This is a genomic window from Neomegalonema perideroedes DSM 15528, from assembly GCF_000374145.1.
Taxonomy (GTDB): Bacteria; Pseudomonadota; Alphaproteobacteria; order Rhodobacterales; family Rhodobacteraceae; genus Neomegalonema; species Neomegalonema perideroedes.
On record NZ_KB893664.1, the window covers coordinates 5301 to 27603 of the forward strand.

Genomic DNA, 22303 nt, shown 5'->3' on the forward strand with positions numbered 1-22303 from the left:
AGTCCCGTCACCCCATGAGGGGTTAGGAGACGGACGAAGACCTGATCCGGTTCCGCACGGCTGACGGGTCCCGTCACCCCATGAGGGGTTAGGAGAACATCGGGGAGATGCAGGTTTTCGTGAACTGCAACCGTCCCGTCACCCCATGAGGGGTTAGGAGCGCTTGGATCGCGGAATTGAGGGCTTCGATCTTCGCCAGTCCCGTCACCCCATGAGGGGTTAGGAGACAATCACCCGAGAGGTGCACGACTATCTCCGCAGCCGTCCCGTCACCCCATGAGGGGTTAGGAGGTCTCGAATCGCTGGAGAGCGGCGGGGGCTGGGCCTCGGCGGGTCCCGTCACCCCATGAGGGGTTAGGAGAGTCGCGCGGAGTCATACCACCTGACAGAGGCGATGGTCCCGTCACCCCATGAGGGGTTAGGAGCTCGGGTTCGACCTCGCCGCCGTCGCCATCGCCGCCCGGTCCTGTCACCCTATGAGGGGTTAGGAGACGCCCCCCGCCTCGGGGAGCGTCTGGCCCGAACTGTCCTGTCACCCCATGAGGGGTTGGGAGGAGCCCGCGAGGGAGGCGGGAGAGTTTTCTTACTCCGGGCCCGATCCTCCCATGCGAGATGGAATCGGACTTTCCTCTAATCGGAAGCGGGGGCGGGAGGAGACAAAACGCCTTTCGCCAGCGAAAAAGCTTGATCGAAAGCCGCCGCGTCTTCATCCGAAAGTCCAAGCTTCCGCGCACATTGTTCACCGACGCCCGGTTTGTCCGGGCGCTCGGAATCCTCCATCGCGACGGGGGATGGGGCTTCCGCAACTTCAGAGGGCGAATTTCGGTTGATCCCCTTTGCGAGCGTCTGACATCCGGAAACGTCAAGGGAGTCGAAGCGACAGCTTGCGTTGAAGCCGCGCAAGGCCCCCAGAAGCTCGTTCTCATGAGAAAGCCGCCCCTCGTTGCGCTGAAGGAGCCAGAATCCGGGCTCCGAGAGCACGAAATCCGCGCAGAGAAGCTCGCCCAAACCCGCCGGAGAAGGCTGTGCGGCCACACGCAGCATTTCGGTCGCGTCGCTGAGGAAAAGGAGGCGATTCTCCGCTTGATCCTCAAGAATATTGAGAGTCCGCAGCGTCGTGATGGAGCGATCCAGAAAATCGACGGCTTGACGAAGCAGAGGCCGCGTCTCTCCAAGCCATTCGACTTTACGCTCAAGCTCTCGCGGCAAAGGCCCCGGCTCGTCGCGTCGTGCGGAATCCTCCATCGCCAAGCGAATGAGATCCTCGAAATTCCGGATCGGGACCGGCCTGTCGACGGGATGCGACTTGAAGCCGGCGACCCTGTCTCCATCGCCTCCCAGCATCAGCCGACAGTCGTAATCGCCGTCAAGGGCGCATTTAAACAAGGACTCCATACGCTGCGGCCGCTCGTTCGGGGGCGTTTGAGGCAAGGCTTGCGCAAAATCGCGCGCGGTCATGCGCCCCATCTCCTCCGCTTCGTTGAGGTTGGAGGGGCGGGCCAGAGCTTTGGCGAGGTCGAGGCTTTGCTCGATGAGGGCGAGGCGGCCGCTGAGCGTCGCCTCGTCCGCGCTCGCCAAACCATGCTCAAATCTGAGCAGCGCCCTTGCGGTCGGCGCCTCGCGCAGCTCTTCCGCGCTGAGCAGGCTGTCGAAATCGGATTTATAAAGCGGTCCTGCGGCGACCTCCGCGCTCTCCGCGCCGCTTCCCCGGCAATCAACCTTCAAGAAGATTAAGAAGACATAGATTTCTTCCGATAAATGCTGGACGCCGCCCGGCTGGCTTGAGGTCGTCCCGCTGCGGGGCATCTGGATTTCAAAGGTGTTGGCCATTCCGCGACCGTAAAACAGTTGACGTCGCCCCGCCACGCCGCGGCCAAAGAACTCTTCAGGGCCTTTCTGATCGATTCTGTCCAGCGCCAGACTGAGCTTTTTGCCTCCATCGCCAGGTAAAAGCGTGTTCGGGCTGGGCTTGAGGCCCGGATTCGTCTTTGCTTTCTGGGCGTCCTGATAGCGCGTGGTGAAAGGGCGCGCGATCAGTCTTTCCTGAAAGGCGTCGCCCTCCAGACGGCAGACCTCGCGCGTCGCGCCGACGGGGATCAGATTAGTGGGGCGCTGCACTCCGACGGCGGTCGAGGTGGTGACCACCATCGCATCCGCCAAAAGGGCGCGATTGCCTTGCTGGAGCATCGAGTCGATATGAAAGACCAATTCGCCCATGACGCTGGGCGGCTCGAAAAGCTCGGCGGCCGGAGGTTCGGCGGCGGGGCAATAGCCGGAGCCGTCCGCGGCGACCAGAGGACGGCCCGTCGCGTCGTTTCGGACGACGGCGTTGACCGGCCAATAGATCTCCAGATTATTTTGCGGTCCCGAATCGCCAAGGACCTCGGAAATCTGCGGCGCCTCCTTGCAATGCCGCGACGGGCGCGCCTCAAGGTTGGAGGCCTCGTCGCCCCAGTTTCTGAGCTTCTGGAAGCTGGTCGTGATGCGCAGGCAACGCGGATCTCCTCCCAGAGCCTGAGGGTCGAGACAGCGCGGATATTCCAGTTCGCCATTCGGCCCTGACGGGGTCCGGCCCCAGCTCCGCGCGATCTCCGGCGTGATCCTCAGCGCGATCACGGAGGGACTCAGATCCAAGCTATGTCTGATGTGAGCCATGTAGCGTTCGACGAGCTGATCGCGCAGGCGCTCCGCCTCATGGAGCGAGCTCGGCTGAGCCGCATAGGCTAAGACGCCTTCGTCTTCCGTGAGATATCTCAGCGCGACCGCCAATTCGAACAGATCGTCTCCGGCGGCCTCTAAGGCCCGCTTGACCCGGAGGTTGCTCGCCAGCGCTTCGACGTTCAGAGCGGGGGGCGGTGACAGGAAGCTCGCCGCGAGCCTGCGCGCGCCGGACCATGCGTTCTCCGCTTCGCCGGATCTGATTTTGTCGATTTGCGTGAGGATCTCCTGAACGCGGGCCGCGAGGCTGGCGTCTTTCTCCCTCAGGGCCCGCAGGACGTTTTCCTGACGCTCCCGGATCTCCCGCAGGGTTTTGGCCTGACGATTCTGCGCCGCCGCAAGCTCGGCCTGAATGCTCCGGGCGGTCTGGGCTTGCCCGATCGTCCGCGTCAGCTCATGGAGCAGAGCCTGAAGCGCGTAGGTCTGCTGCGCCCGCAGCGCCTCGCGCTCCTCCGCAAGCCGCCGGAGTTGGGCGAAGACCGCCTCAAGCTGCAGCTCGATCAGCCCGGCTTTCGAATCCGATGCGAGGACCGCGGAGTCGAACAGAGCTCTGGCGTCGTCCTCGATGCGTCGACGGGCGTTGTCGAGATTGTCCAGGATGGCCGATTTGCTTTGATTGGCGATGTCGGCGACGGCCTTGCGGATGTCGTTTTGATTTCGCTCCAGCGCCTCCTTGATGTCCGCTTCGGTCCTTGCCCAAGAGAGTTTTTTGAGGTCGTTCACGTAATCCTTGAGCGCGCTCTCCAGATCGTTCAGCTGGCGCTTGATGATCAGGATGTCGTTTGTCGCCCGATAGGTGAAGCGGGCCAATTCGACCGCCGAATTCGTCATGGCGACGAGGGTGCTGCGTTCGAAATGCACGCCCCCCGGACCTGAGCCCACCGGAACCGTCGTCAGAGAGGAATAGACGCCCTTCGCGGCGGTGACCGCGCCTTGAAAATTCTTCCCGGTGCTGATCACCTGATCGACGATGGCTTGCGCGTCGTCCAGAAGTTTTTGGGTATGGGCGATCTTCTCCTCGATCTGCTGCGTCGCGGCGTCCAGCACCTCGGAGCCCAGCTTATAAAGCCCATCGTTCAGCACCTGCGCGGCGTCCGCCCCCGCCTGCTCGGCTTGCAGAATCAGGGCGTCGCTGCTGGCCTTCGCCTGCTCTGCGACGACCTCTGCGAGCTCTTCGACGCGTCGCACGTCCAGAGCGACTTTCGTATTGAGCAGCAGCGCCCTTTCGATCTGGAGCTGGGTCGCCAAATCCCAGCATTCCCGCATCGCGGCTTGCCAGCGTTCGGCCATTTGAGCCTCTTGGCTGTTGGTCTTGCCGACCTCCTCAAGCATCTTCATCGCGCCTGTGAGGCGCTGATGATGCTCCTGAAGCGCGGTTTCCTGCTCTGCGGCGATCTCCGGCCCGAGGGCTTCGCGGACTGCGGCGAGCCAGACGTCCGGCGTTTTATTCAGATCCGCGGCGATCCAATGGGCGTCCCGGGGCGCGACCTCGAGAGATCTCCAGCTTTGGCTTAAAGCAGGTCGGGCTTCGGGCGCCAGAGACACGCCGCATGTTCCATGGACGCGCGTGAACAGGGCGGCGTCCTCTTTCCAATGCGGATCGTTGAATTTGGGGCTGGAGACGCTGAGCTCGGCGTCGGGGACGAGCAAAGGGCCGAACTCCGTAAGCGCGGCGACCTGCTTGGTCAGCGCCGGGAGGTCGGCGAGGAGGGCCTGAACCGCCGCCTTTCTGCGTCCTTCGATCTCCGCCTGCTCTTGCTGATGCAGGCTGGCGAGCATGGAGGCGTCCGTCGCGTCGCTCTGCTCCTCCTGCGCATGTCTGACGCGCAGATCGGCGATGTCGACGCCTTCAAGCCTGCCGAGTTCGGCGAAGAGGGCTTGAAGCTGGATATGCTTATGGGTCTCCGCTTGAGCATGGGTCTGGGCGAAGGTCTGGAAATCCTCCTTCAGGGCGTTCAGAGCCGCGCTTTTCTCCTGCGCAAGGGCGGTCTGCGCCTTTTCGAGGGTCTCGATCCTCCCGGAGAGGCTCTTGAGGATGGTGAAGCCGAGGGGATCCTCCTGCAGATTGAAGCCGATCGGGCGGGTGGGGATGTCGTAGCTGCGGCCGCCGAAAGCGAGGCCTTCGCGCAGCCAGCCCATCCGAAGCTGCAGATCTCCGGCGGCGAGGCGGATGCGCGCCACATCGCGCTCTTGGGCGAAGCCGAGCGCGGCGGCGAGGGCGGTTTGCGCCTCGCGATAATGGGCCATCGCCATTTGCGCCTTGCCGGTCGCGACGCCCGCCGTTTCATCCGCAAGGCTCACGCCTTTCTGCGGGAGGTCGTCCAGAGAGATGGTCCGGAAATAGAGGTCTCCGATATCTCTCTGAAGTTCGGCCGCCTCGATTTTGAAGACGGCCAAAAGCCCAAGGGAAGCCTCCACAGAGGCGTCTTCCATGGCGACGGCTTCCTGCCCGTTCGCCGGTTTTTTGAGCTCCCCCTCGATGTGCGAGATCAGCATGCCGACGAGCGCGACGCCGTCGTTCAGGCATCTCAGCCGCCATGCGGCGTGATTCGACTCCGCCTCTCCGAGGGGAGGCGCGCCGTCGAAGCCGTTCGCGACGAAGCGGATGGCTCTCAGCGCCGCCAGAGCTTCCGCCGGACGATCGACCAGATCCGGCCGCCCGCTCGAAACCGCCAAGCCTTTTTCATGCAGCGCGAAGGCCAGCGCGCCCCCGCCGTCCCCTATGCTCAACAGACGGTCGATCAGCTCGACCTTCAATCTCCGCTCGGCGGCCTCTTTCTTCTGTCGCGCGACCTCGGAGGCGTCTTGTTCTGGGGCGGCGCTTGCGGCGGCGTTTTGAATGGTTTGCAGGAGGTCGTCGTTCGGCTGCGCCTCCCCGAGGCAGCCGGCGGCGAGGGCCTCGCCCCCAAAAACGACGAGGCTGCTGAAAACGCAGCCTAGAAGGGCTTTCCGTTTCATTGCGCTTTCCCTTCGTCTCGGCAAGCCGCGCCTGTCGCCTTGAAGCATGCGTGATGCTCCAGCATGCGCAGGGTCAGCTGTTGGTTCACGGCTCCGTTCAGCAGATATTCTCGACCATTGGGCTGATCGAGATAGGATTGGAAATAGATCGCGAGGCTTTGCATCTCCGCTTCGATCTCCGCCGCCGTGGCCGTTTCATAAGCCTCGCTTTTCTCAAGGGCGGCGCGCCAGCGGGCTTGGGCCTCGGCGTCGGCCAAAGGCGCGAGCAAGGCCCGGATCTGATCCGGCGTGAGAGACGGGGGCGCGTCCTCCAGCGCCGCAAGCGCTTCTGCGATCTCCAGTTTGGGGGCCTCGCCCTGAGGACGACGATCGGGCTCCAGCAATCCGGCGCGGTCGGCCTCTCGGCAGAATCGCGTCATGCTGGTCCGGAAGGTGTCCTTCCCGCGGGAGAATTCATAGGCGCCCAACTCCTCCTCTCCCGCAAGCTGCGCCTCCGAGGCCATGCAGCAGGTGGGGTCGACGCCGCCGCCCTCCTGAGGCGCGCAAGCCTGCGGGAGGGGCGGATCTCGGGGGACGCCGGGCTGCGGGGATCCATGATCCGTATTGTCCGCATGCGTCGCGGCGATCGCTTTCAGAAAGCAGTTCACCTGATCCCGCACCGGCAGCCCGTCCCATTCGGCCGATGGGGCGGAGAGGGCCGGGCAGGCCGCCGCGCCCACGCCGAGCGGCGGATAGCGCGTCAGAAACGCCTCTCTCCTGTCGCTGAGCTCCTGTTTGAGCCATGCCTCCAGCGAGAGCCGAAGCTCTTCGTCGGAGAGCCTGTTCAATTCAGAGTCGATTTCCGCGATGAGGCGACCGGAGGCCGCCAAACCTATGGCCCGACGCGGCGCCCAGTCGCGCCCGCTTTCGCCCGGAGCTTGGCGGCCCGTCTGGAGTTGGAGGCGGGCCTCGACGAGGCAGGCTTTCAACGCCTGCATGCGGCGTTCGTCCGCGCCATGGCGAAGCGCGAGGATCGTCGCCTCGCCGATGCGCTCGACCACGCTCGCCGCGCAGAGCCGCGTGGCCGAATCCTGCGTCGCGCAAGTTCCGTCCGGCTCAAGAGGGGCGCTGCACGAGCAGGCGCCGAGAGAGGAGGCGGCGAGAATCGCGACGGCGTCGCGCTCGACCTCGGCCCGGGTCGGCTCTCCGTCCGCCGCGACGGCGCTCGCGCAGAGCGCATGAGGCCGCGGCTGGCCTGAAGCGGGGGCGAGGAAGACCAGAGCGGCGATCGCAGACAGGAGGAAAAGACGCGCTTTCATCGCCGTTCTCCTGACGTTTGGGCGGCCAGAGTTTTGAGCATCCCGCAGAAGCGGACCAGATCTTCGCCGCTCGCCTCCCTCTCGGAGACGAAGCTCTCGACCGTCGCGCGCGCGCGTTTCGCCTCCGCCTCGCCGGTCGCGAGGTGAGGGCCCGGCGCCTCGGAAGGCGCGGCGGGGGCGCAAAAATCCTGAGCATCCAGCCGGCCGGACATTTCAAAGGCGGAGGCGTCCATCCGGCTGCTCCCATATTCGTTCAGCAGTCCGGGCGACTTATCCCGAGGATAGGCGGCGAGGGCCTCCAAAAAGGCGATGGTCCCTTGCGCCGTCTGGCCGCCGAAGCCCTGAACGAGGGGCTTCAGGACGAGATCGACGGCCCTGCGCGCTTCCGCGTCCAGAAGTCGGAGCGGCACGAGATCCGTAAGCTTTCGATGGGACGGGTCGATCTCAGGAGCGGGATAGGGCTGACCCGAGGAGAGCAGAAGACCCCCTTCGTTCAGCAGACAAGGCGCCTCGCTCCCCTGAAGGCTCCGTGTGACGCAGAAGCCTTTCAGCTCCTCGGCCTCCAGGCCGCGTTTCTGAAGGGTTTCGCGCAGATTCGTCAGGCGCTCCGCCGCGCCTTGGGCGAGGACGGGAATCGCGCGTTCCTGAAAGACGGAGAGATATCCGCTCCGCAGATGGTCGAGGATTCGCCGCTCTCCATCGCTGAGCAGGGATAGATCCTCCTCCGCGCAGCTGTCCGGATTCTCGCCGGAGCGCGCGCAGGAGCGCCCGACGCCGATCGCGATCAGGTTGCGCGCGCTTTCGCGGGTTAAGGCCACGTCGACCAGAACTTTCAGGCGCTCGCGAACCGGCGCCTGCATCGCCTTGAGGTGGTCGTCGAGGATTGGAGAGCCTCCAAGGGAGGTCATCCTCGCCATCTGGGCGTCGACCCTTTCGCGCAGGGGGCGCGCTTCGCCCGCCGCCGCGCCGATGACGGCCTCCGCGGCCCTGCGCATCGCCTCGACTTCCTGTTTGGCCCCGTCTCGCGTCAAATTGAAATGCTGGGGATCCGTCGTCTCCAGCAGGCGGCGCGCCGTGTCGCGGGCCGAGGCGCTCGCCAGCGGGTCGGTCATATGGCGGTTCAAAGCCAGAGCGGCCAGATAAATCAGAGCCTGACGCGTGTCTTCGGGACGCGCGAAATTCGCCGTATGCGGCGCGCAGATCAGAGCGGCGTTCGCCAGATCCAGAGCCTCCTCGCGGCGGATCCGGTCGGAGGTCCAGCCGTCGTCGCGGGCGTTTCTGGCGCGATCCCTCAGCCTCTGGAAGCTTTCGCGATCGCGTGCGAAGCGGATTCCTTTCTCCAGCCTCTCCGCGAAGCTGGGCGAGCCGTCGATCCTCGGCAGGCATTCCAAGGGCGTCGCCTCTGCTTGGGACGAGGCCCCGATCGCGGCGAGGAGGACCGCGAGGAGCGCCCCCCTTCTCATTTCGCCGCCTCTGTGACTCTCGTCGAGGCCCCGAGGAGATCCGCCCACATGGCTTGACAGGTCAATTGGGCCTGCTCGGCCGTTCCGACGGCGGTGGCGGCGTTGAAGCCCGCCTCCCCGAACATGACGAGATAAAGCGCCGTGATCTTCTCGCTATTGCTCAGGCATGCGGGCTGCTCCCCCGCCGGAGCAGGCGCGCAGAGCGTTCCATCCTCGCGCGTCTCCTGCCATCGGTTTGCGCGGATGATCTCTTGAATCTCCCGCTGTCCGTAGCCCGTCGCCTCGAAACGCCGGTCGTCGCCGAGAATCCCCCGATCAAGGCAATTGGAGATCCGGCCGAGATTGCGTTCATAGGCGGGAGCGCCTCCGGAGGAGGGGGCCACGCTCGCCTCTTTGGCCCCGACCGCGCGGCAAAGGGCGCAGACTTCTTCAAGAGTCGTTTGCTGGGCGGACGCCGCAGACCCGACGACAGCGCCGAGCACGCCCGAAATCACCATGGCGACGACACGCATCTTCACTTCCTCGCATCTGGATGGTTCAGTTTCAGCATGAGACGGAACCCCGTCGCGGGGTCGCCGCCTGCGGGCTCGCCGCCCCCCGCATGGAGGGGGCGCGAGGGGTCGTCGGCGTCGCTCAACCAGATGGACCACCAAAAGGCGTTGCGTGAGGACACGCATTCCAGACAGCCGCCATGGTCGGCGAGCTCCTTGAAATACCGGGAGGTCGCGCGCGGCGAGAGTCCGAAGCCGTCGCCCAGCGTCCGCCCCGCTTTGAAGTCGGGGATCTGCGCCACGACTCCCCTTGGCGGATCGGCCTTCGGCGGCGCAGGGGGCGGCGGCGTGGAGCCCGACGGCGCAGGGGGCGGCGGATCGGCCGTGATCTGTCTGAATCCGACAGGCAGTCCCGCCACGCCGACCTCCGCAGGCGCCTTCCCCATCGCGATATGGCGCGAGGAGGCGAAGACCGCGGCCCGATAGACGCTTTGAGCCGACTGGTCGCCCTCCAGCATCACGCGCTCCAGATCAGGCAGAAGATCCTTTTTGATCGCCGCGTCCGAAGCGGCGCCCCGCACGAGATGCGCCGCAGTCGGCAAGCGGAGCTGACTTTTGCATAAATTGGCGGGTTTCACCTGCGCCGGATCTTCGGAGAAGCCGGAACCGCCCCGCCATTTGAGATAGAGGTCGACGTCGCGATGGGAGACCATCGTGATCGGCGCCTCCCGCCAGAGCCGCGCGTCCGAGGCTTCTTCTTCGGACGTCGGAGCCGTCTTCGGGGGCGGAAAGAAAGCCGCCCGAACATAGCGCTGCAAGGCGAAGCAGAGCGGCTGGGCGGCGGCCGTGAGCATCTGCGCTTCGGGTCCGTCGCAAGCCGTGAAGTCGATCAGGCGTCCAGCGTCCTCCGCCTTGATCTCGCCTTGGGCGCTGCGGATCTGCGCCCAGAGATCCACCTCCTGACGCGCCGCCCCTTCCGCCGCCGCCGTTTCTTTCGGCGGCGGATCCGCAGGCTCTCCAAACAGGCGGTCCACGGCGCGCGCCGCTAAAAAGAACTGCGTCGCGCAGAGTCCCCGATCCTCCTTCGAGGCTCTGTCCAGACAGGTCAGCCCCGCCGGCTCGGTCTGCGTCTCCTCCCTCCAGACGTCGGAGATCGCGCCGTAGAAATATCTGAAGCGGGCGCTGTCCGGAGGCGTTTGGGAGGGATCCGGAAACAGCGTCAGGCGTCCGCCGTCGCAGCGGACGAGGTTTTGCGCGAAGCCTGGCGACCTCACGAAGTCGTCGCATCCGGTCGGGCTGGTCAGATATTCCGCGAAATCTCCGAGGCTGACCGGGCGGCTCTGGAGATAGACGCCTTCTTCGACATCCGACAAAACGAAGCTCGCGCTGCGCCAAGGCTCTCTTTCGGGGTCTCTCCAAGGCGCGTCGACGACCGGGCTCAGACGATATTCGCCCAAGATATGGTCGACGGCCCCAAGGCCCGCGCGGGGGAGCCCGCAAACTTCGCCATAATTCCGGGATGCGAAGCGGTTGGTTAAAAAGATGGTCCTGACGGCGCCGGGCGTCGCCGGGACGCCGCAGCTCTGCGCGTAGAGCTCCCGACGCTTGACGTTCGGCGCCCGCGTCTCATCGACGAAGAAGGGGGTCGAATCGCCCAGAAACGCGGAGAACTCCGAAGCGCCGAAGATCATGCGCCCGCCGGCGCCCTCCGCCCGGCAAAACCTCCCCTTTTCCGCCTGAGCGGCGAAGGCCGTGGAGGCCAAGCGGTCATAGAGCCAGCCGGGCGCGGCCAAGATCTCCACGGAGCGATCCGCGGCGGGGAGAAAAGCCTCGCTCAAAACGCCGCCTCCGGCCAGATCGGCGGCGGCTTGCGCGTCGGGCAGGGGCGTCTTGAGCAGCAGGTCGAAGAGCGGTCCTGATTCCGCTCCGGCGGGCGCAGCCCCGCGCCCATAGGCTTTGCGGTAAAAGAGCAGCGCCTTCCTCGCCAGATGCGGAGAGGGCGCCGCGCCTTCTTCGGCGAGCGACCTGACGCGATAGAGGACGGCGTCCTGATCCGAGGGCGTCGCCCCGGAGGAGGAGGCCATGGCCGCCGCGAGAAGCTGCGTCGGGTGGAGGAAATCGACGACTTCGAAGAGGCCGCTCTCTGAAAGCACCCCCTCCAGATTCAGGACGCCGAGGTCTTGTCCGCTTGAGGCGGCGGGAGGCCGCAGAGCGAGGGAGTTCAGGGTTTTGCGATCATGGACGAGAAGCGCGGGGATCGGCGCGCAGCCCATATGCCCCTGTTTCGCCTCCTCGTCCTTCGGCGGAGGTTGAGCCTTGACGCAGCTTGCGAAGGCCGTGACGCGGTTCTCAAAACTCCGCGCCTCGAAGATCAGCGCCGCAGGCCCTGAAGGCGTGTCGATCGGCAGGAGAATCCCCGGAGCCTCCTGAAGATTCCGCAGCAGGCAGAACAGGCGCAAACCTGTTTGCTCCGCGACGCCGCCCGCCGTGGGGCAGGGCGCGGTGAAAGCTTCAGCTTCAAGCTCAAGCCCATTAGCGACTGTAGCGGCGTCTTCGTGTCTCGGCAGAGGCGAAAGCCTGAAGTCCGGCGGCTTTTGGTCGTGGAAGGCCGAGAAGACGGCCTCATAGACCTTTTTTTGATCCTCTGAAGGGGGCGACAGATAGGGGTCGAAGGGAGGAAGCAGGACATGCCATCGCCGCTCCTCCTCCTTGATCGGAGCATACCCGTCCGCATCACGCGTCAGTCGGCCGGCCGGCAGTCGGAGGAGGACGACGACGCCTTGCTCAACGCGTCTGACGGCGAACTCGAAAGCCGGCGCGCCCGCCTGCGTCGCGCCCGCCTGCGTCGCGCCCGCCTGCGGAGCGCCCGCCTGCGGAGCGCCCGCCTGCGGAGCGCCGTCCGTCTGAGCCGCGCCTGTGACGGGCGAGAGGAGGACAGGGCAGAAAATCGCCAGAGCGATCAAGAACTTCAATCTGGAATCCGCGCCGAAGATCCGACGCCGCGTTTCCTTCACAACCTGCAACATCTGCGCCGCTCCAATCGCCTGCGTAAGCACATGAATGTCTCTTCATAGGAAGAATGCAGAGAATGAAATCCCTCAAAAGTAAATGGAATCGGAGAATGCAACTCTTGAAAGGTTAATTCAGCTTAACCAAAATAAAAAGCCTGAATTTCATCGCGCGCGTCCTGCGGCCCCGCTCTCCGGCCGGGACGGCTCGCGCCTCTTCGGAAGCCGCGGCCTCAATTGCGATGAGGCCGCGCGTCGAAGAAGGCGGCGCGAGGTCTGATCGACGCATTCGCCGCCGCGCGCCCGTCGCCGGCCGGCTTCATATTCAGGAGCAAGTCATGCCGTTTCCTCAGCGCCCTTGGCCCCGCCTCTCCCGCCTCTCCTTGCGCGCGCTTCGTCGCTTCTGCGCGACGCTCGTTCTGGCGCTCCTGCCTGCGGTCGCGGCTCAGGCGCAAGGCGGTCTGGTTCAGCGTCTCGGAGAGCTGGAGGAGCTGACGGGCCGATTGGGGCGGCTCATGGAGGAGAGCGCGCGTCAGGCGGACGGGCGGGCGCAGGATCTCGCCGCCCTGCGGAACAGGATCGCGGCTCTGGAGCAAACCTTGAGAACTCAAGCGCAGCAAGAGATCGGCCGCATGGCGCATCTCCTCTGCGGAAGCGTCAACGCCGACGCGGGCATCGTCCGGAGAGGCGCAAAGGATGCGAAACCGCCGGGATGGGATTATGGGCGGGCTTATCGAATCTCCACGCCGCAGACTTGCGACGCCTTCTGCAAGACCAGAGAAAACGGAGCCTGCGACGGGATGATCCGCATCCACGCCAATCAGGAGAGCATGACCGCCGACAGCTGCGCCCACAGACCTGAAGCCGAGTTTTTTTCAAACGAAGATCATGTTTTCTGCTGCTGCCGCTGAAGCCGCTTCACGCCTCAAGCTCAGACCGGACGGATCGCCGCCGTCCGCTGCGTCCGGAGACGACGCCCGCTGAACGGGAAGCTCGAGCCCCTCCCGACCTCGGAGAAGTTTCCGAAGCGGCGGGGAGGGTGCTATCCTCGCAGGACAGGGAGAAAAAACGACCACGCAAAGGGGGCCCGCCCCCTCAACGCAGAGCCGTGAAAATGGACACGTCGAAAATCAGCAAGGCCGCCTTCATGGAGGTCTTCGGCGCGGAATCGGCGGATTCCGCCGCAAGCCGGATTCTGGCTCAGGCCGACGCTCAGGACATGTTGCCTCTGCGCAGCTTCATCGGCCTTCTGGAGCAGGCCGGAGAGGCGGGAGAGCTCGTCGTCTGGCGCAAAGGCGAGAGCCTCCATCAGGAGAATCTCGGGCCGATGGGCGAGGCTCTGGGGCGCTGCGCCACCTATGGCGAGGCGCTGAGGATGTTCTTGCAGGGCTTTCCGCTCGTGCAGTCCGAAACGGAGGTCTCGCTGCGCGTCGAGGAGGACGAGGTCCGCTTCGCCTATCGCGTGCTGGATTCGCGGATCTGGCCCCGTCGCGCCGACGCCGAATTGACGCTTGGGCTGATGGTGGGAATCGGGGCGCTCTACGGGGTGCCGCATGAGGCCATCCGCGAATGCGCCTTCGAGCATGACAAAGACGGAGAATCCCACGCCCTGACCCGGCATCTCGGCGTGATTCCCCGTTTCGGCCGCGATGAAAACTCCATCGTGGTTTCGGCCCGGGCGCTTTCGGCGCGGCGGCTGCCGCCGCATTCCGAATTCGAGGCCGCCGCCGCTCTGGGCCGTTCGCTGGACGACGCCCTCGTCGAGCGCCGCCGCCGGACGCCGCTCGCCCATCGCGTGCGCGAGGAGATCCTTAAGCGGATCGGCCGCGAAAGCGTGGCTCAGGAGCTGATCGTGCGGGCGCTCGGGCTTTCGGAGCGGTCGTTGCGGCGGGCTCTGGCGGCGGAGAACTCCTCCTTTCAGACCATCCTCGACGAATGCCGCAGAGCTCAGGGATTCGCCTTGCTGGTGCGCTCGCGCAAACCCATGAGCGAGATCGCCTTTCTGCTCGGCTATTCCGATCAGACGGCCTTTTCGCGGGCGCTCTCGCGCTGGCTCGGCGTCTCGCCGCGCGATTTGCGCAAGATGGGCGCGGAGGCCGAAAGCGTGATCCGCTGATCGAAATCCCCCTCGCGGGCGGGTCCGGCGTGGGCGATGAAGATCCGCAGCCGCGCCGTCTGCTCCGCCTCGATGCGGGCGAGGATGCGCCGACAGGCTTCGTCGTCGATCTCGGAGAAGCTTTCGTCGAAGATCAAAACCGCGGCGGGCCGCAAAAGCCCCCGCGCCAGAGCGATTCTTTGGCGCATGCCCCCGGAGAGATCGGCGCCGGTTTCGCCGATGGGCGTCGCCAGTCCCTTGCGCTCCCGCGCCCAGAGCGCCAGCCCCACCACCTCCAGAGCCTCCCAGAGCGCCGCCTCTCCGGCCTCGGGCGCGCCGAGCCGCAGATTCTCCGCCAGACTCCCGCGCAGAGCGGTGGGGCGCTGCTCAAGATGGAGGATCCGCGCCTGAAGATCCTGTCGCCGGATCTCGCCGACGGGAATCCCGCCCATAAGAACCTCGCCCGTCTCCAGAGGCGCGGCGCCGGTCAGCAGAGCCATGAGCCGCGATTTCCCGACGCCGGAAGGTCCGTCGATCAGCACGCGCTCGCCGGGGCGCAGCGTGAAGCTCAGAGGCTCATGGCGTCCGCCCGCCGCGCGGGCCGCGCGGAATTCGAGGAGGGGCGCCGCCTCGCCCAAAGCTCGCCCGGCCCGAGGATCGACCGCCGCCGCCATGAGGCCGGAGAGCCGCTTCAGCGCCACCTGAGCCCGCGCCTGAGCATGGTAAAGCCCCAGAAGATTGCGCAAAGGCCCGGACATCATGCCCGTATAGGCGAGGAAGGCCACCAGCGAGCCGATCCCCCAATGGCCTTGAATCACCAGCCAGCCGCCGATCAGCAAGACCCCCGCGCGCATGATCGCCGTCAGGATCTGGCCGAAGGCCCCGACCATCTCGCCCCAGATCCTCTGACGCAAAAGCCCGCCGATCTGGCGGTCCTGAAGCTTGTGGAAAGCCTCCATGCGCCGGGATTCGGCGCCGAGTCCGCGCAGAGTCGCCCGCGCGGCGAGGCTCTCGGTCAAATGGGCGCTGAGTTCGCCGCGCGCCTCCCGCACCTCTTCGGCGCGGCGGGCGGTCTCGGGGCGGGTTCGGCTGAGAAACCAGAGCTCCAGCGGCGCCGCCAGAGCCGGAAGCAGGGTCAGCCGCCAGTCGAGCGAGGCCATCAGGATCGTCCCGCCGACCAGCCGGAAGACCGCGCCGACCGCCGTCAGAACCGAGTCGAAGGCGAAACGCTGGATCTCGGCGCTGTCGCCGTCGATGCGGGCGGCGGTCTCGCCGATGGGCGGATCGGGCAGGCGCGGATCTCGCGCGAGGGCCGCCGCCATGACCTGCCCCCGCAGATCGGCCAGCATCCGCGCCGAGGCCCGCAGATGCAGCATGGCGTTGACGATCCCCAACCCCACCGCTCCCAGCCCCACCGCGAAGCCGACCCCCGCCCAGAAGAGCAAGGCGTTCATGTCGCGGGCCATGATCCCCTGATCGATGAGGGAGCCGGTCAGCAGAGGCGCCGCCAGACCCAGAGCGGCGGCGGTCAGGCTGGTCGCCAACACGAGTCCCGCGCCCGGCAGAGCCCGCGCCATGATCGGCGCCAGCCAGACTTGATCCGCCGCGCCGAAGAGCAGCCGCGCCGCAGGCCGGGCGAGGCGCGCCGCCCATGTGGTCATGAGGCGGAATCCGGCGCGCGGCGACGCTCCGGCCCGTGATGGGAGGCTCTGGCCGCCAGCCGCTCCACAGCTTCGGCGAAGGTCGCGGGACGGCCGTTGGTTCGGATCTCCCGCGCGAGATGCCCCGCCAGCCGCGCCGCCCCGAGGCTCGCGCCGCCGAGCCCCTGCGCCCGCCGCTCCGGGGAATCGCACCAGGCCCCGAAGAGCGCCGGGCCGAGCCGGGAGATGTCGTCCCAGGCGCAACGGGCGTCTCCGGTTCCGGCGATCACTTCGGGATAGGCCGCCGGATAGCAGGGCGCTCCCCGCGCCGGATGCGCCGCCACGATCAGAATCCCCGCTTCGCGCGCCAGAGCGCAGGCGGCGCGCAGAGGCGCGCGGTCGGCGGCGAGGCCGAGGCTCAGACAAACCATGTCCACGCGCTCCGCCTGAGGTCTTTGCGCGAACCAGCGCAAAGCCGCCGAAATCCGCAGAGCGGAGGTCAGCGGCTTGTCGTCGAAGACCTGCCCGTGCAGGATCTCGGCCTCGGGGCATCCCCGGCGGAGGATCCCCGCGACGATGGTCCCATGGCCGAGCAGATCCGGCCAGGCGGGGCGAGAGGTCCCGTCCGGCAGGAAGGCGCGGGCCTGAGCGAGGTCTTCAGCCGGCCCGCCGCTGTCGATCACCCCGACCCGCGCCATCTTCTCAATCCGGCCGCGAGAAAAGCCGCACCGAATTCAGAGAGATCGAGGCGCCTTCGGGCAGATCCACATGTCCGAGCCGCTCCAGAGTCTCGGCGTCATAGGCGGCCACGTCGCTCAGGGCGCCGCTCAGCCAGACGATCTTGCCGTCGGAGCTGACGTTGACCGAGTAATAGCTGCGCGGCAGAGCCACCCGTTTGATCGGCTTTCCGGTGGTCAGGTCGAAGGATTGCAGCACGTTATAGGCGCCGTAAGCCCGGGTTTTCGCCGGATTCACCGCGGTGGAGAAGTAAAACACGTCCATCGCCTCGACGTCCCGCATGACGGATTCGCCCGTCTCGCGGTCGAGGGTGAACAGCCCCGTGCGTCCGGCTTCGGGGTCGGTGGGCTCCTTGTCGAGCAGGAAGGAGTAGAAGGGGATCGACATCACGCCGGAGCTTTCATATTGGCTCCAGACCGCGAGGACGTCCGGCGGGGTGCGCTTGTCGTTCTCCCAACCTTGGATCGGGCGCTCCTCGATCATCTCTCCGGTGTGGGCGTCGAAGATGTGGAGGTTGCGCCCGATGGCGTAGAGCTTTTCACCATCGGCGGAATACATCATCAGCGTGATCTGGCGCGGCGAGGGCGCTTCGCGCTTCAGCTCCAGAGTCTCCGCGTCGTAGAAGGCGATGGAGGTGGGTTCGACCTCGTAATGGGTCGTTCCCAGCTTCACGGGAGTCTGGAAGATCGCCAAGGTGGAGCCGTCCGGAGAAATATCCATCCCGAACAGCGCCTTGACCCGTCGTTCGGGCGTGCTGAAATCGACCCGGGCGAGAGTCTCGCCGCTCTCCAGATCGATCTTCACCACGCTCTCCGAGCGGTTGACGATGGCGTAGACGGTTTTGGCGTCGGGGCTGAGCACGGGCACCATGGGCGTGGGGCCCGCATCCTCGATGCGGATCACCTTGTCGACGGCCATGGCCTCGGTGTCCACCACCACGAGCTTGTCGGGGCGCGAGGGGGCGATGATGTAGTCCCGCGCCTCCGCCCAAGACAGGGCCGGAAGCGCGAGCGCGACGCCCAAAAGGGCGCTCAGCGGGCGGATCTTCATCAGCTGCGGCCTTTCGCGTCGGGGAAGACCGATTGCAGCTTGCGCCAGTCCTCGATCACATTGGGGGCGTCGGCGCCCCAATCCGGATAGCTGTTCAGGGTGTCGGCCACCTGAGCGGGCCACCAGCAGGGATCCGCGCAGCCGTAGAGATCGGCCTCCATGGGCTGGCAGAGGTTCGAGAGGGCGCCGAAGGCGTCGATCTCCCAACCGGGGTCGAAGGAGGTGGTGCAGCCCACCAGCGTGTTCATCGCCGCGACTTCTTCGGCGCGGCCTTCGTCCTGAGCTTCGACGAAGGCTTTCGCCTTGGCGTTGGCGGGGGCGAGATGTTTCATGCCTTGGCTCTCCTCGGTTCGAGATGGCTGCGGAAAAAGCCGGGATTGGAGCGCATGATCCGGACGTAGGATTCCACGCCGAAATCGACCCAATCCCGCATCAGGTCGCAATAATGATAGACCGGAGCGAAGGGATCGCCCTGACGGGCGTAGGACTCGTGATAGCAGCCCCCCGCGCAGATCGACCGGATGCGGCAGGTCTTGCAGCCGAATTGACTGCGGTCCTGCGCGCCCTCGATGAAGGCGGCGAGCTTGGGGATCTCGATTCCGGTCTCGACGTTGCCGTAAGTGGGCTGCTCCGAGCCGACGAAGCGATGGCAGAGATGCAGATCGCCCTTCTTATCCACCGCCAGCATCCCGAGCCCCGCGCCGCAAGGCACGGCTTTTTTCGTGCCTTGGGCGATGTCGGTCAGAAGCTGGTGCATGTTCGAGAAGCCGATGTTCTCGCCCCGGCAGGCGGCCTCGACATAGCGGCGGCCGAGGGTCTTCATATCCTCGAAAGCCTGCTTGAGCCCCGCCTCGTCGAGATTGAAGACCGAAACCGGGCCGGAGGTCGCGGGCCCGAAGCCGACTTCGGCGAAGCCGAGATCGTTCTTGAGGTGGTCGTGAATGCCGATGACGTCCGTGACGCCGCGGGTGAGCGTCACGCGCACGCCCACAGGGCGGGCCCTATAGCGCTCCAGCAGCAGCTTCACATTGCGCGCCACGAGATCATAAGTGCCCTTGCCGCCCACCGTGCGCCGGTTGACGTCATGCAGCGCCTTGGGGCCGTCCATGGAGACGGTCAGGGCGAAGCGATGGGCGTTCAGCCAGTCGATCATCTGCGCATTGAGCAGGGTGGCGTTGGTGGTCAGCGAGAAATCGACGATCTTGCCCAATTCCGCCGCGCGGGGCTCGGCGTATTCGACCATCTGCCGGATCAGCGGATAATTCGAGAGGGGTTCGCCGCCGAAGAAGACGACGTTCACGCGGTCGCGGTCCTTGGCCTGCTTCAGCAGAAGCTCGAAGGAGGCCCGCGCCGTCTCGAAGGCCATTTTCTCGCCCTTGGCGGGGGTGGTCAGATCCTCCTTATAGCAATAGGTGCAGGCCAGATTGCAGCCGGTGTTGACGTTCAGCACGATGGTCGAGAGGGGGATCTCCTCCACCTTGACGATGGGGCGCGGGATCTCCGGGGCGTCGGCGTCGCGCAGGATGTCGAGATCGAGGAAGCTGCGCAGGCAATCGGCCAGCTCCTGCGGGCCGTGACGCCCGCCGAGCTCCGCCTGCATCAGGCCGCTGCCGACGGTCTTATGGCGGCGAAAGAGGGCGTAGACGTCGCGGCTGACGGCGTCCATCTCGAAGAGGCTGGTGGTGGGCGGATGCATGAGCATGCTCAGGCCCTCCACCTCCACCTGATGGGCGTTATGCCGGATGAGGGTGAGTTCTCCCATGGCGGACCTCAGCGAATGAGCGCGTCGACGAAACGCTGGACGGTGGCGTAAAGATGCGCCTCGGCTTGCAGGCTGCGGCCCGCGTCCTCGACCTCGGCGACGACCTTCAGATTGCCGATGTTGTTCGCCATCATCGGCCTTTCCGGATTGGGCCCCGCCACGCCGGGCGTGAAGAGCCCGTTTTGATCAATGGAGCCGGCGTAATCGGCGTCGCGCATGGCTTCGGCGGCGGCGTCGAAATTCTCGGTGCGCCATTGCGCCGGGAAGCGCCCGACGAAGACGTCGTCCTCGGTCGAGGCTTCGCCGTCGGGGCCGTTCAGCCAGCCGAAGGCCTCGAATTGCGCGGGAGTCTTGGGGATCGGGCCGCCGCCGCCGCCGACGCGGCTGATCGCCGTCTCAGGCGAGATGCTGATCCGGTCGAGCTTTCCAAAGACCACGAAGGGCTCCGGCGCGGCGGCCTCGCCGAGCGCCAGCGCGACCGCCCCCAGCGCTTCAGGCGTCGAGAGCTTCAACTTCACCTCGCGGTCCGAGGCGCTGAGGATCTCCGCCGTCAGGCCCTCGGGAAGCTTGAGTTCGCCCGTCAGCCCGACGCCCGTGATCAAGACCTCCGCCGTCTCGCCCGCCCGCAGACGACCGGGCGAAATCCCGAGGATGCGCGGCGCGGCGCCTTCTCCGGCGCGGGCCGCCGTCAGGCGTCCGCCGATCACGTCGCGGCCGAGCTCGAACCAGCGGCCTTCCAGAACGCCGCCCTCCTTGAGGGCGAAGACTTGCCGGATCTCGCGTTCGGGGCTGGCGAGGCTGGCCCGCCATTCGCCCGCGCCGTAGAGCGCGCCCGAGCCGGTGAAGCTCTCGGAGGCGCCATCGGCGAAATCGAGCCTCAGGGCGGCGTCGTAACCGCTCTCCGTCGCGGTGAGGGTGAGAAGTCCGGCGTAGTCTCCGCGCCCCGGCTGACGCCCCGCCACAGGCCATTCGCCCGAGAGGTCCAGATCCGCCGCGGGCGGAGCCTCGCCCAGAGGATAGGTCTCGGCGAGGAAGGGCATGATCTCGTTCTGCGCGATGCCCCACCAATCGCGGTCGCGGGCGAGGGCCTGATATTCCAGCGTCGGGAATTGCCCGAGATGGAAATTCACCAGATGCCTCCAATCCTCCGGCGTGCGCCTTTGCAGCGCCACGCGGGCGTAGGAATGGCAGCGCCCGCAGGTTTCGCTCATCCGCGCGTTGGGGCCGAGATCCTGAGCCACCGGTTCGCGTTCGAGGATATAGCGCCAATCCTCGGTCTCGGCGACGCTCAGGCCGCGCGTGTCGGCGAGATAGCGCACCACGGCGGCGCGCTCCTCGGGCTCCAGAGCGACGCCGTGATTGCGTCCCATGCGCTGGACGGTCATGTCCCAGGCTTCGGGCGTCTTGCGCACGGCGTCGATGCGGTCGTATCCGCCCTCCTCGCGGGCGTGGCAGGCGCCGCAGGCGTAATCCAGAACCTCCGCGCCGTCGGCGGCCCGGGCGGCCCCCGCGCCGAGAAAGACCGCGGTCGTCGCGAGGAGAAGACGCGAAAGCGATGTCATGACGAATTGGCCTCCCTGGCTGTCCGGCGGCTTTCTGGCGAGCCCGCCCTTGCTGAGGCCATGGAAGACGAGAGCGCGCCGGAATTCTTGACATTCACGGCCAAAATCGCGGCTGAACGTCGCAGCGCGTCGGTTCTGGCCGAAAATGTCAAGATCGGGGGGCGGAGGCGCGCCTTGCTGGGGGTCGAGCAGGGAGGAGCCATGACCCGACAGGAAGCCTTTGATCTGGCCGTGCTCGGCGGAGGCCCGGCGGGCGCGATTTCGGCTTGGCTCGCCGCGCGCGAGGGGCTGAGGGTCGCGCTGGTCGATCCGGAGAAGACGCCGCCCCGGCTGGAGGGCCTGAGTCCGCGCCTGCGGCTCTGGCTGGAGGCGCAGGGCCTGCTCGCGGGGTTTTCGGGTCTGATCGGGCCTTTGCGCCGCGCGGTCGATTGGGGCGAGTCCCCGAATTCGGAAAATCTGGAGTTCGTGGTGGAGCGCGCCGCTTTCGACGCCCATCTGCGCGCCAAAGCGCAAGAGGCGGGCGCGCGCCTGATCCGTGGAGCGGGGCGGCCCGAGCCGGGGGTCTTGCGTCTGAAGGGCGGGGAGAGCCTCGCGGCGGCGCGGATCCTCGACGCGCGGGGGCGCAAGGCGGGCGGCGCGCGGGATCTGCGGGCGCCCGCGACTCTGGCGATTTGCGGATGGGCCTTGGCCGAGGGCCTGACGCCGGGGACGCGCGTCGCGGCGCTGAGGCAGGGCTGGCTCTGGCGCGTCGCTCTGCCCGAGGGGCGGCTTTGGCTGCAATTCTGCGGCGAGGCCGCCGCGCCGGGCGCTCTCGCCGAACGCCTCGCCGAAGCCTTCCGCGCCGCCGAGCCTCAGGCGCGGGATTTCCGTCTGATCGGACCGCCCCTCGCCCGCGAGGCCGCGCCGATCCTGCCCGAACCTGTGGAGGATCTGGATTTTCTCGCCGTGGGAGACGCCTGCGCGGCGATGGATCCTCTGTCGGGCCATGGCCAATTCTGGGCGGTCTCCGGCGCTTTGGCGGCGGCGGCGGCGCGCCGCACGCGGGCGGCGCGTCCGGGGGCGGAGACGGATCGGCTCTGTCGGGACTTCCTCATGGCGCGAGCCCATGAGACCGCCCTGCGCAACGCCCGCATCGGCCGCGACTTCATCCGCATGGAGCCTCGCTTTCAGGAGGCGCCCTTCTGGCGCGCCCGCCGCGACTTCCCCGACGACCAGCCCGCCCATGAGGCTTGCGAAGGCTTTCAGATCGCGCGGGGGCCCGTGGTGCGCGGCGGCCTGATCGAGGAGGCGGAGATTCTGCGCACCCCCCGCACGCCCGCCGGAATCGGCTGGTTCGGCGAGATTCCCGCCGTCGAGGCCTGGCGGCTCTTCGCGGCGGAGAACAGCGCGCAGAAGCTGGCGGCGCGCTGGGGTCCGGCGGCTTTGCGTCTGCCCGAGATCTTCGCCCGGGAGGCCGGTCCGGCGTGAAAAAACGCGCCATGGGCTCCATGGCGCGTCTTTGTCGGCTGCGCAGGCTGGTT

The 22303-nt window shown here is 66.6% G+C and carries 15 protein-coding genes and 1 CRISPR repeat array; of the genes, 4 read left to right on the forward strand and 11 right to left on the reverse strand.

Annotated elements, in window-relative coordinates:
* Position 1 precedes the first annotated feature (1 nt).
* A CRISPR array of direct repeats spans positions 2 to 554; the repeat unit is 28 nt; unit sequence GTCCCGTCACCCCATGAGGGGTTAGGAG.
* Between the two features lie 76 nt (positions 555 to 630).
* The 5 genes from B161_RS0114365 to B161_RS0114385 all read right to left on the reverse strand — a co-directional run bounded on the left by B161_RS0114365 (position 631) and on the right by B161_RS0114385 (position 11387).
* Positions 631 to 5676, reverse strand: a complete 5046-nt coding sequence (locus B161_RS0114365; protein ID WP_020607771.1) for a coiled-coil domain-containing protein — start codon at positions 5674 to 5676, stop codon at positions 631 to 633.
* On the reverse strand, positions 5673 to 6974 hold the full coding sequence (locus B161_RS18225; RefSeq protein ID WP_018634139.1) for a hypothetical protein: 1302 nt from the start codon (positions 6972 to 6974) through the stop codon (positions 5673 to 5675). The genes B161_RS0114365 and B161_RS18225 overlap by 4 nt, the downstream gene beginning before the upstream one ends.
* The gene (locus B161_RS0114375) at positions 6971 to 8365 is read right to left on the reverse strand and encodes a hypothetical protein (RefSeq protein WP_157755662.1); all 1395 of its coding nucleotides are present in this window, start codon (positions 8363 to 8365) and stop codon (positions 6971 to 6973) included. Before B161_RS0114375 ends, B161_RS18225 begins: the two co-directional genes overlap by 4 nt.
* Positions 8366 to 8433: 68 nt before the next feature.
* On the reverse strand, positions 8434 to 8949 hold the full coding sequence (locus B161_RS0114380; protein ID WP_018634141.1) for a hypothetical protein: 516 nt from the start codon (positions 8947 to 8949) through the stop codon (positions 8434 to 8436).
* A gap of 2 nt (positions 8950 to 8951) precedes the next feature.
* Positions 8952 to 11387: a hypothetical protein gene (locus B161_RS0114385; protein ID WP_157755663.1), complete on the reverse strand. Its 2436-nt coding sequence runs from the start codon at positions 11385 to 11387 to the stop codon at positions 8952 to 8954.
* A gap of 228 nt (positions 11388 to 11615) precedes the next feature.
* On the opposite strand from B161_RS0114385, the gene B161_RS19660 reads away from it, so the two are divergent.
* From B161_RS19660 to qhpR, 3 genes are all read left to right on the forward strand, one after another.
* Positions 11616 to 12002 carry a pentapeptide repeat-containing protein gene (locus B161_RS19660; protein WP_157755664.1) on the forward strand — a complete coding sequence of 129 codons (387 nt, stop codon included), beginning with the start codon at positions 11616 to 11618 and terminating at the stop codon, positions 12000 to 12002.
* Between the two features lie 272 nt (positions 12003 to 12274).
* Positions 12275 to 12847, forward strand: a complete 573-nt coding sequence (locus B161_RS0114395; RefSeq protein ID WP_018634144.1) for a hypothetical protein — start codon at positions 12275 to 12277, stop codon at positions 12845 to 12847.
* Positions 12848 to 13050: 203 nt separating this feature from the next.
* Positions 13051 to 14052, forward strand: coding sequence for an AraC-like transcriptional regulator QhpR (gene qhpR / locus B161_RS0114400; RefSeq protein WP_018634145.1), 1002 nt, complete (start codon positions 13051 to 13053; stop codon positions 14050 to 14052).
* On the opposite strand, the gene B161_RS0114405 is transcribed toward qhpR, so the two are convergent.
* Genes B161_RS0114405 through peaA form a run of 6 tightly spaced genes read right to left on the reverse strand, consistent with a single transcriptional unit; the run spans position 13956 to position 20783 of the window.
* On the reverse strand, positions 13956 to 15692 hold the full coding sequence (locus tag B161_RS0114405; protein WP_018634146.1) for an ABC transporter ATP-binding protein: 1737 nt from the start codon (positions 15690 to 15692) through the stop codon (positions 13956 to 13958). The genes qhpR and B161_RS0114405 overlap by 97 nt on opposite strands.
* A complete protein-coding gene (qhpE, locus tag B161_RS0114410; protein ID WP_018634147.1) occupies positions 15689 to 16369 on the reverse strand; it encodes a subtilisin-like serine protease QhpE in 681 nt (226 codons plus the stop codon). The genes B161_RS0114405 and qhpE overlap by 4 nt, the downstream gene beginning before the upstream one ends.
* Before the next feature lie 4 nt (positions 16370 to 16373).
* Entirely contained in the window at positions 16374 to 17459 is a 1086-nt protein-coding gene (gene peaD, locus B161_RS0114415; protein WP_018634148.1) for a quinohemoprotein amine dehydrogenase subunit beta, read from the reverse strand.
* Positions 17459 to 17791, reverse strand: a complete 333-nt coding sequence (gene qhpC, locus B161_RS0114420; protein ID WP_018634149.1) for a quinohemoprotein amine dehydrogenase subunit gamma — start codon at positions 17789 to 17791, stop codon at positions 17459 to 17461. Before qhpC ends, peaD begins: the two co-directional genes overlap by 1 nt.
* Positions 17788 to 19221: a quinohemoprotein amine dehydrogenase maturation protein gene (peaB, locus tag B161_RS0114425; protein ID WP_018634150.1), complete on the reverse strand. Its 1434-nt coding sequence runs from the start codon at positions 19219 to 19221 to the stop codon at positions 17788 to 17790. The genes qhpC and peaB overlap by 4 nt, the downstream gene beginning before the upstream one ends.
* 8 nt (positions 19222 to 19229) lie before the next feature.
* The gene (gene peaA / locus B161_RS0114430; protein WP_018634151.1) at positions 19230 to 20783 is read right to left on the reverse strand and encodes a quinohemoprotein amine dehydrogenase subunit alpha; all 1554 of its coding nucleotides are present in this window, start codon (positions 20781 to 20783) and stop codon (positions 19230 to 19232) included.
* Positions 20784 to 20984: 201 nt separating this feature from the next.
* Between peaA and qhpG the strand changes: the two genes are divergently transcribed.
* Positions 20985 to 22250: a flavin-dependent monooxygenase QhpG gene (gene qhpG / locus B161_RS0114435; protein ID WP_051085779.1), complete on the forward strand. Its 1266-nt coding sequence runs from the start codon at positions 20985 to 20987 to the stop codon at positions 22248 to 22250.
* The last annotated feature ends 53 nt before the right edge of the window (positions 22251 to 22303 follow it).

Coding starts and splice junctions, on each gene's coding strand:
- qhpC (WP_018634149.1), bottom strand. CDS start 17,791: ATGAAACATCTCGCCCCCGCCAACGCCAAGGCGAAAGCCTTCGTCGAA.
- B161_RS0114405 (WP_018634146.1), bottom strand. CDS start 15,692: ATGACCACATGGGCGGCGCGCCTCGCCCGGCCTGCGGCGCGGCTGCTC.
- B161_RS0114380 (WP_018634141.1), bottom strand. CDS start 8,949: ATGCGTGTCGTCGCCATGGTGATTTCGGGCGTGCTCGGCGCTGTCGTC.
- qhpR (WP_018634145.1), top strand. CDS start 13,051: ATGGACACGTCGAAAATCAGCAAGGCCGCCTTCATGGAGGTCTTCGGC.
- B161_RS0114395 (WP_018634144.1), top strand. CDS start 12,275: ATGCCGTTTCCTCAGCGCCCTTGGCCCCGCCTCTCCCGCCTCTCCTTG.
- B161_RS18225 (WP_018634139.1), bottom strand. CDS start 6,974: ATGAAAGCGCGTCTTTTCCTCCTGTCTGCGATCGCCGCTCTGGTCTTC.
- qhpE (WP_018634147.1), bottom strand. CDS start 16,369: ATGGCGCGGGTCGGGGTGATCGACAGCGGCGGGCCGGCTGAAGACCTC.
- B161_RS19660 (WP_157755664.1), top strand. CDS start 11,616: ATGCCATCGCCGCTCCTCCTCCTTGATCGGAGCATACCCGTCCGCATC.
- qhpG (WP_051085779.1), top strand. CDS start 20,985: ATGACCCGACAGGAAGCCTTTGATCTGGCCGTGCTCGGCGGAGGCCCG.
- peaD (WP_018634148.1), bottom strand. CDS start 17,459: ATGAAGATCCGCCCGCTGAGCGCCCTTTTGGGCGTCGCGCTCGCGCTT.
- B161_RS0114365 (WP_020607771.1), bottom strand. CDS start 5,676: ATGAAACGGAAAGCCCTTCTAGGCTGCGTTTTCAGCAGCCTCGTCGTT.
- peaA (WP_018634151.1), bottom strand. CDS start 20,783: ATGACATCGCTTTCGCGTCTTCTCCTCGCGACGACCGCGGTCTTTCTC.
- peaB (WP_018634150.1), bottom strand. CDS start 19,221: ATGGGAGAACTCACCCTCATCCGGCATAACGCCCATCAGGTGGAGGTG.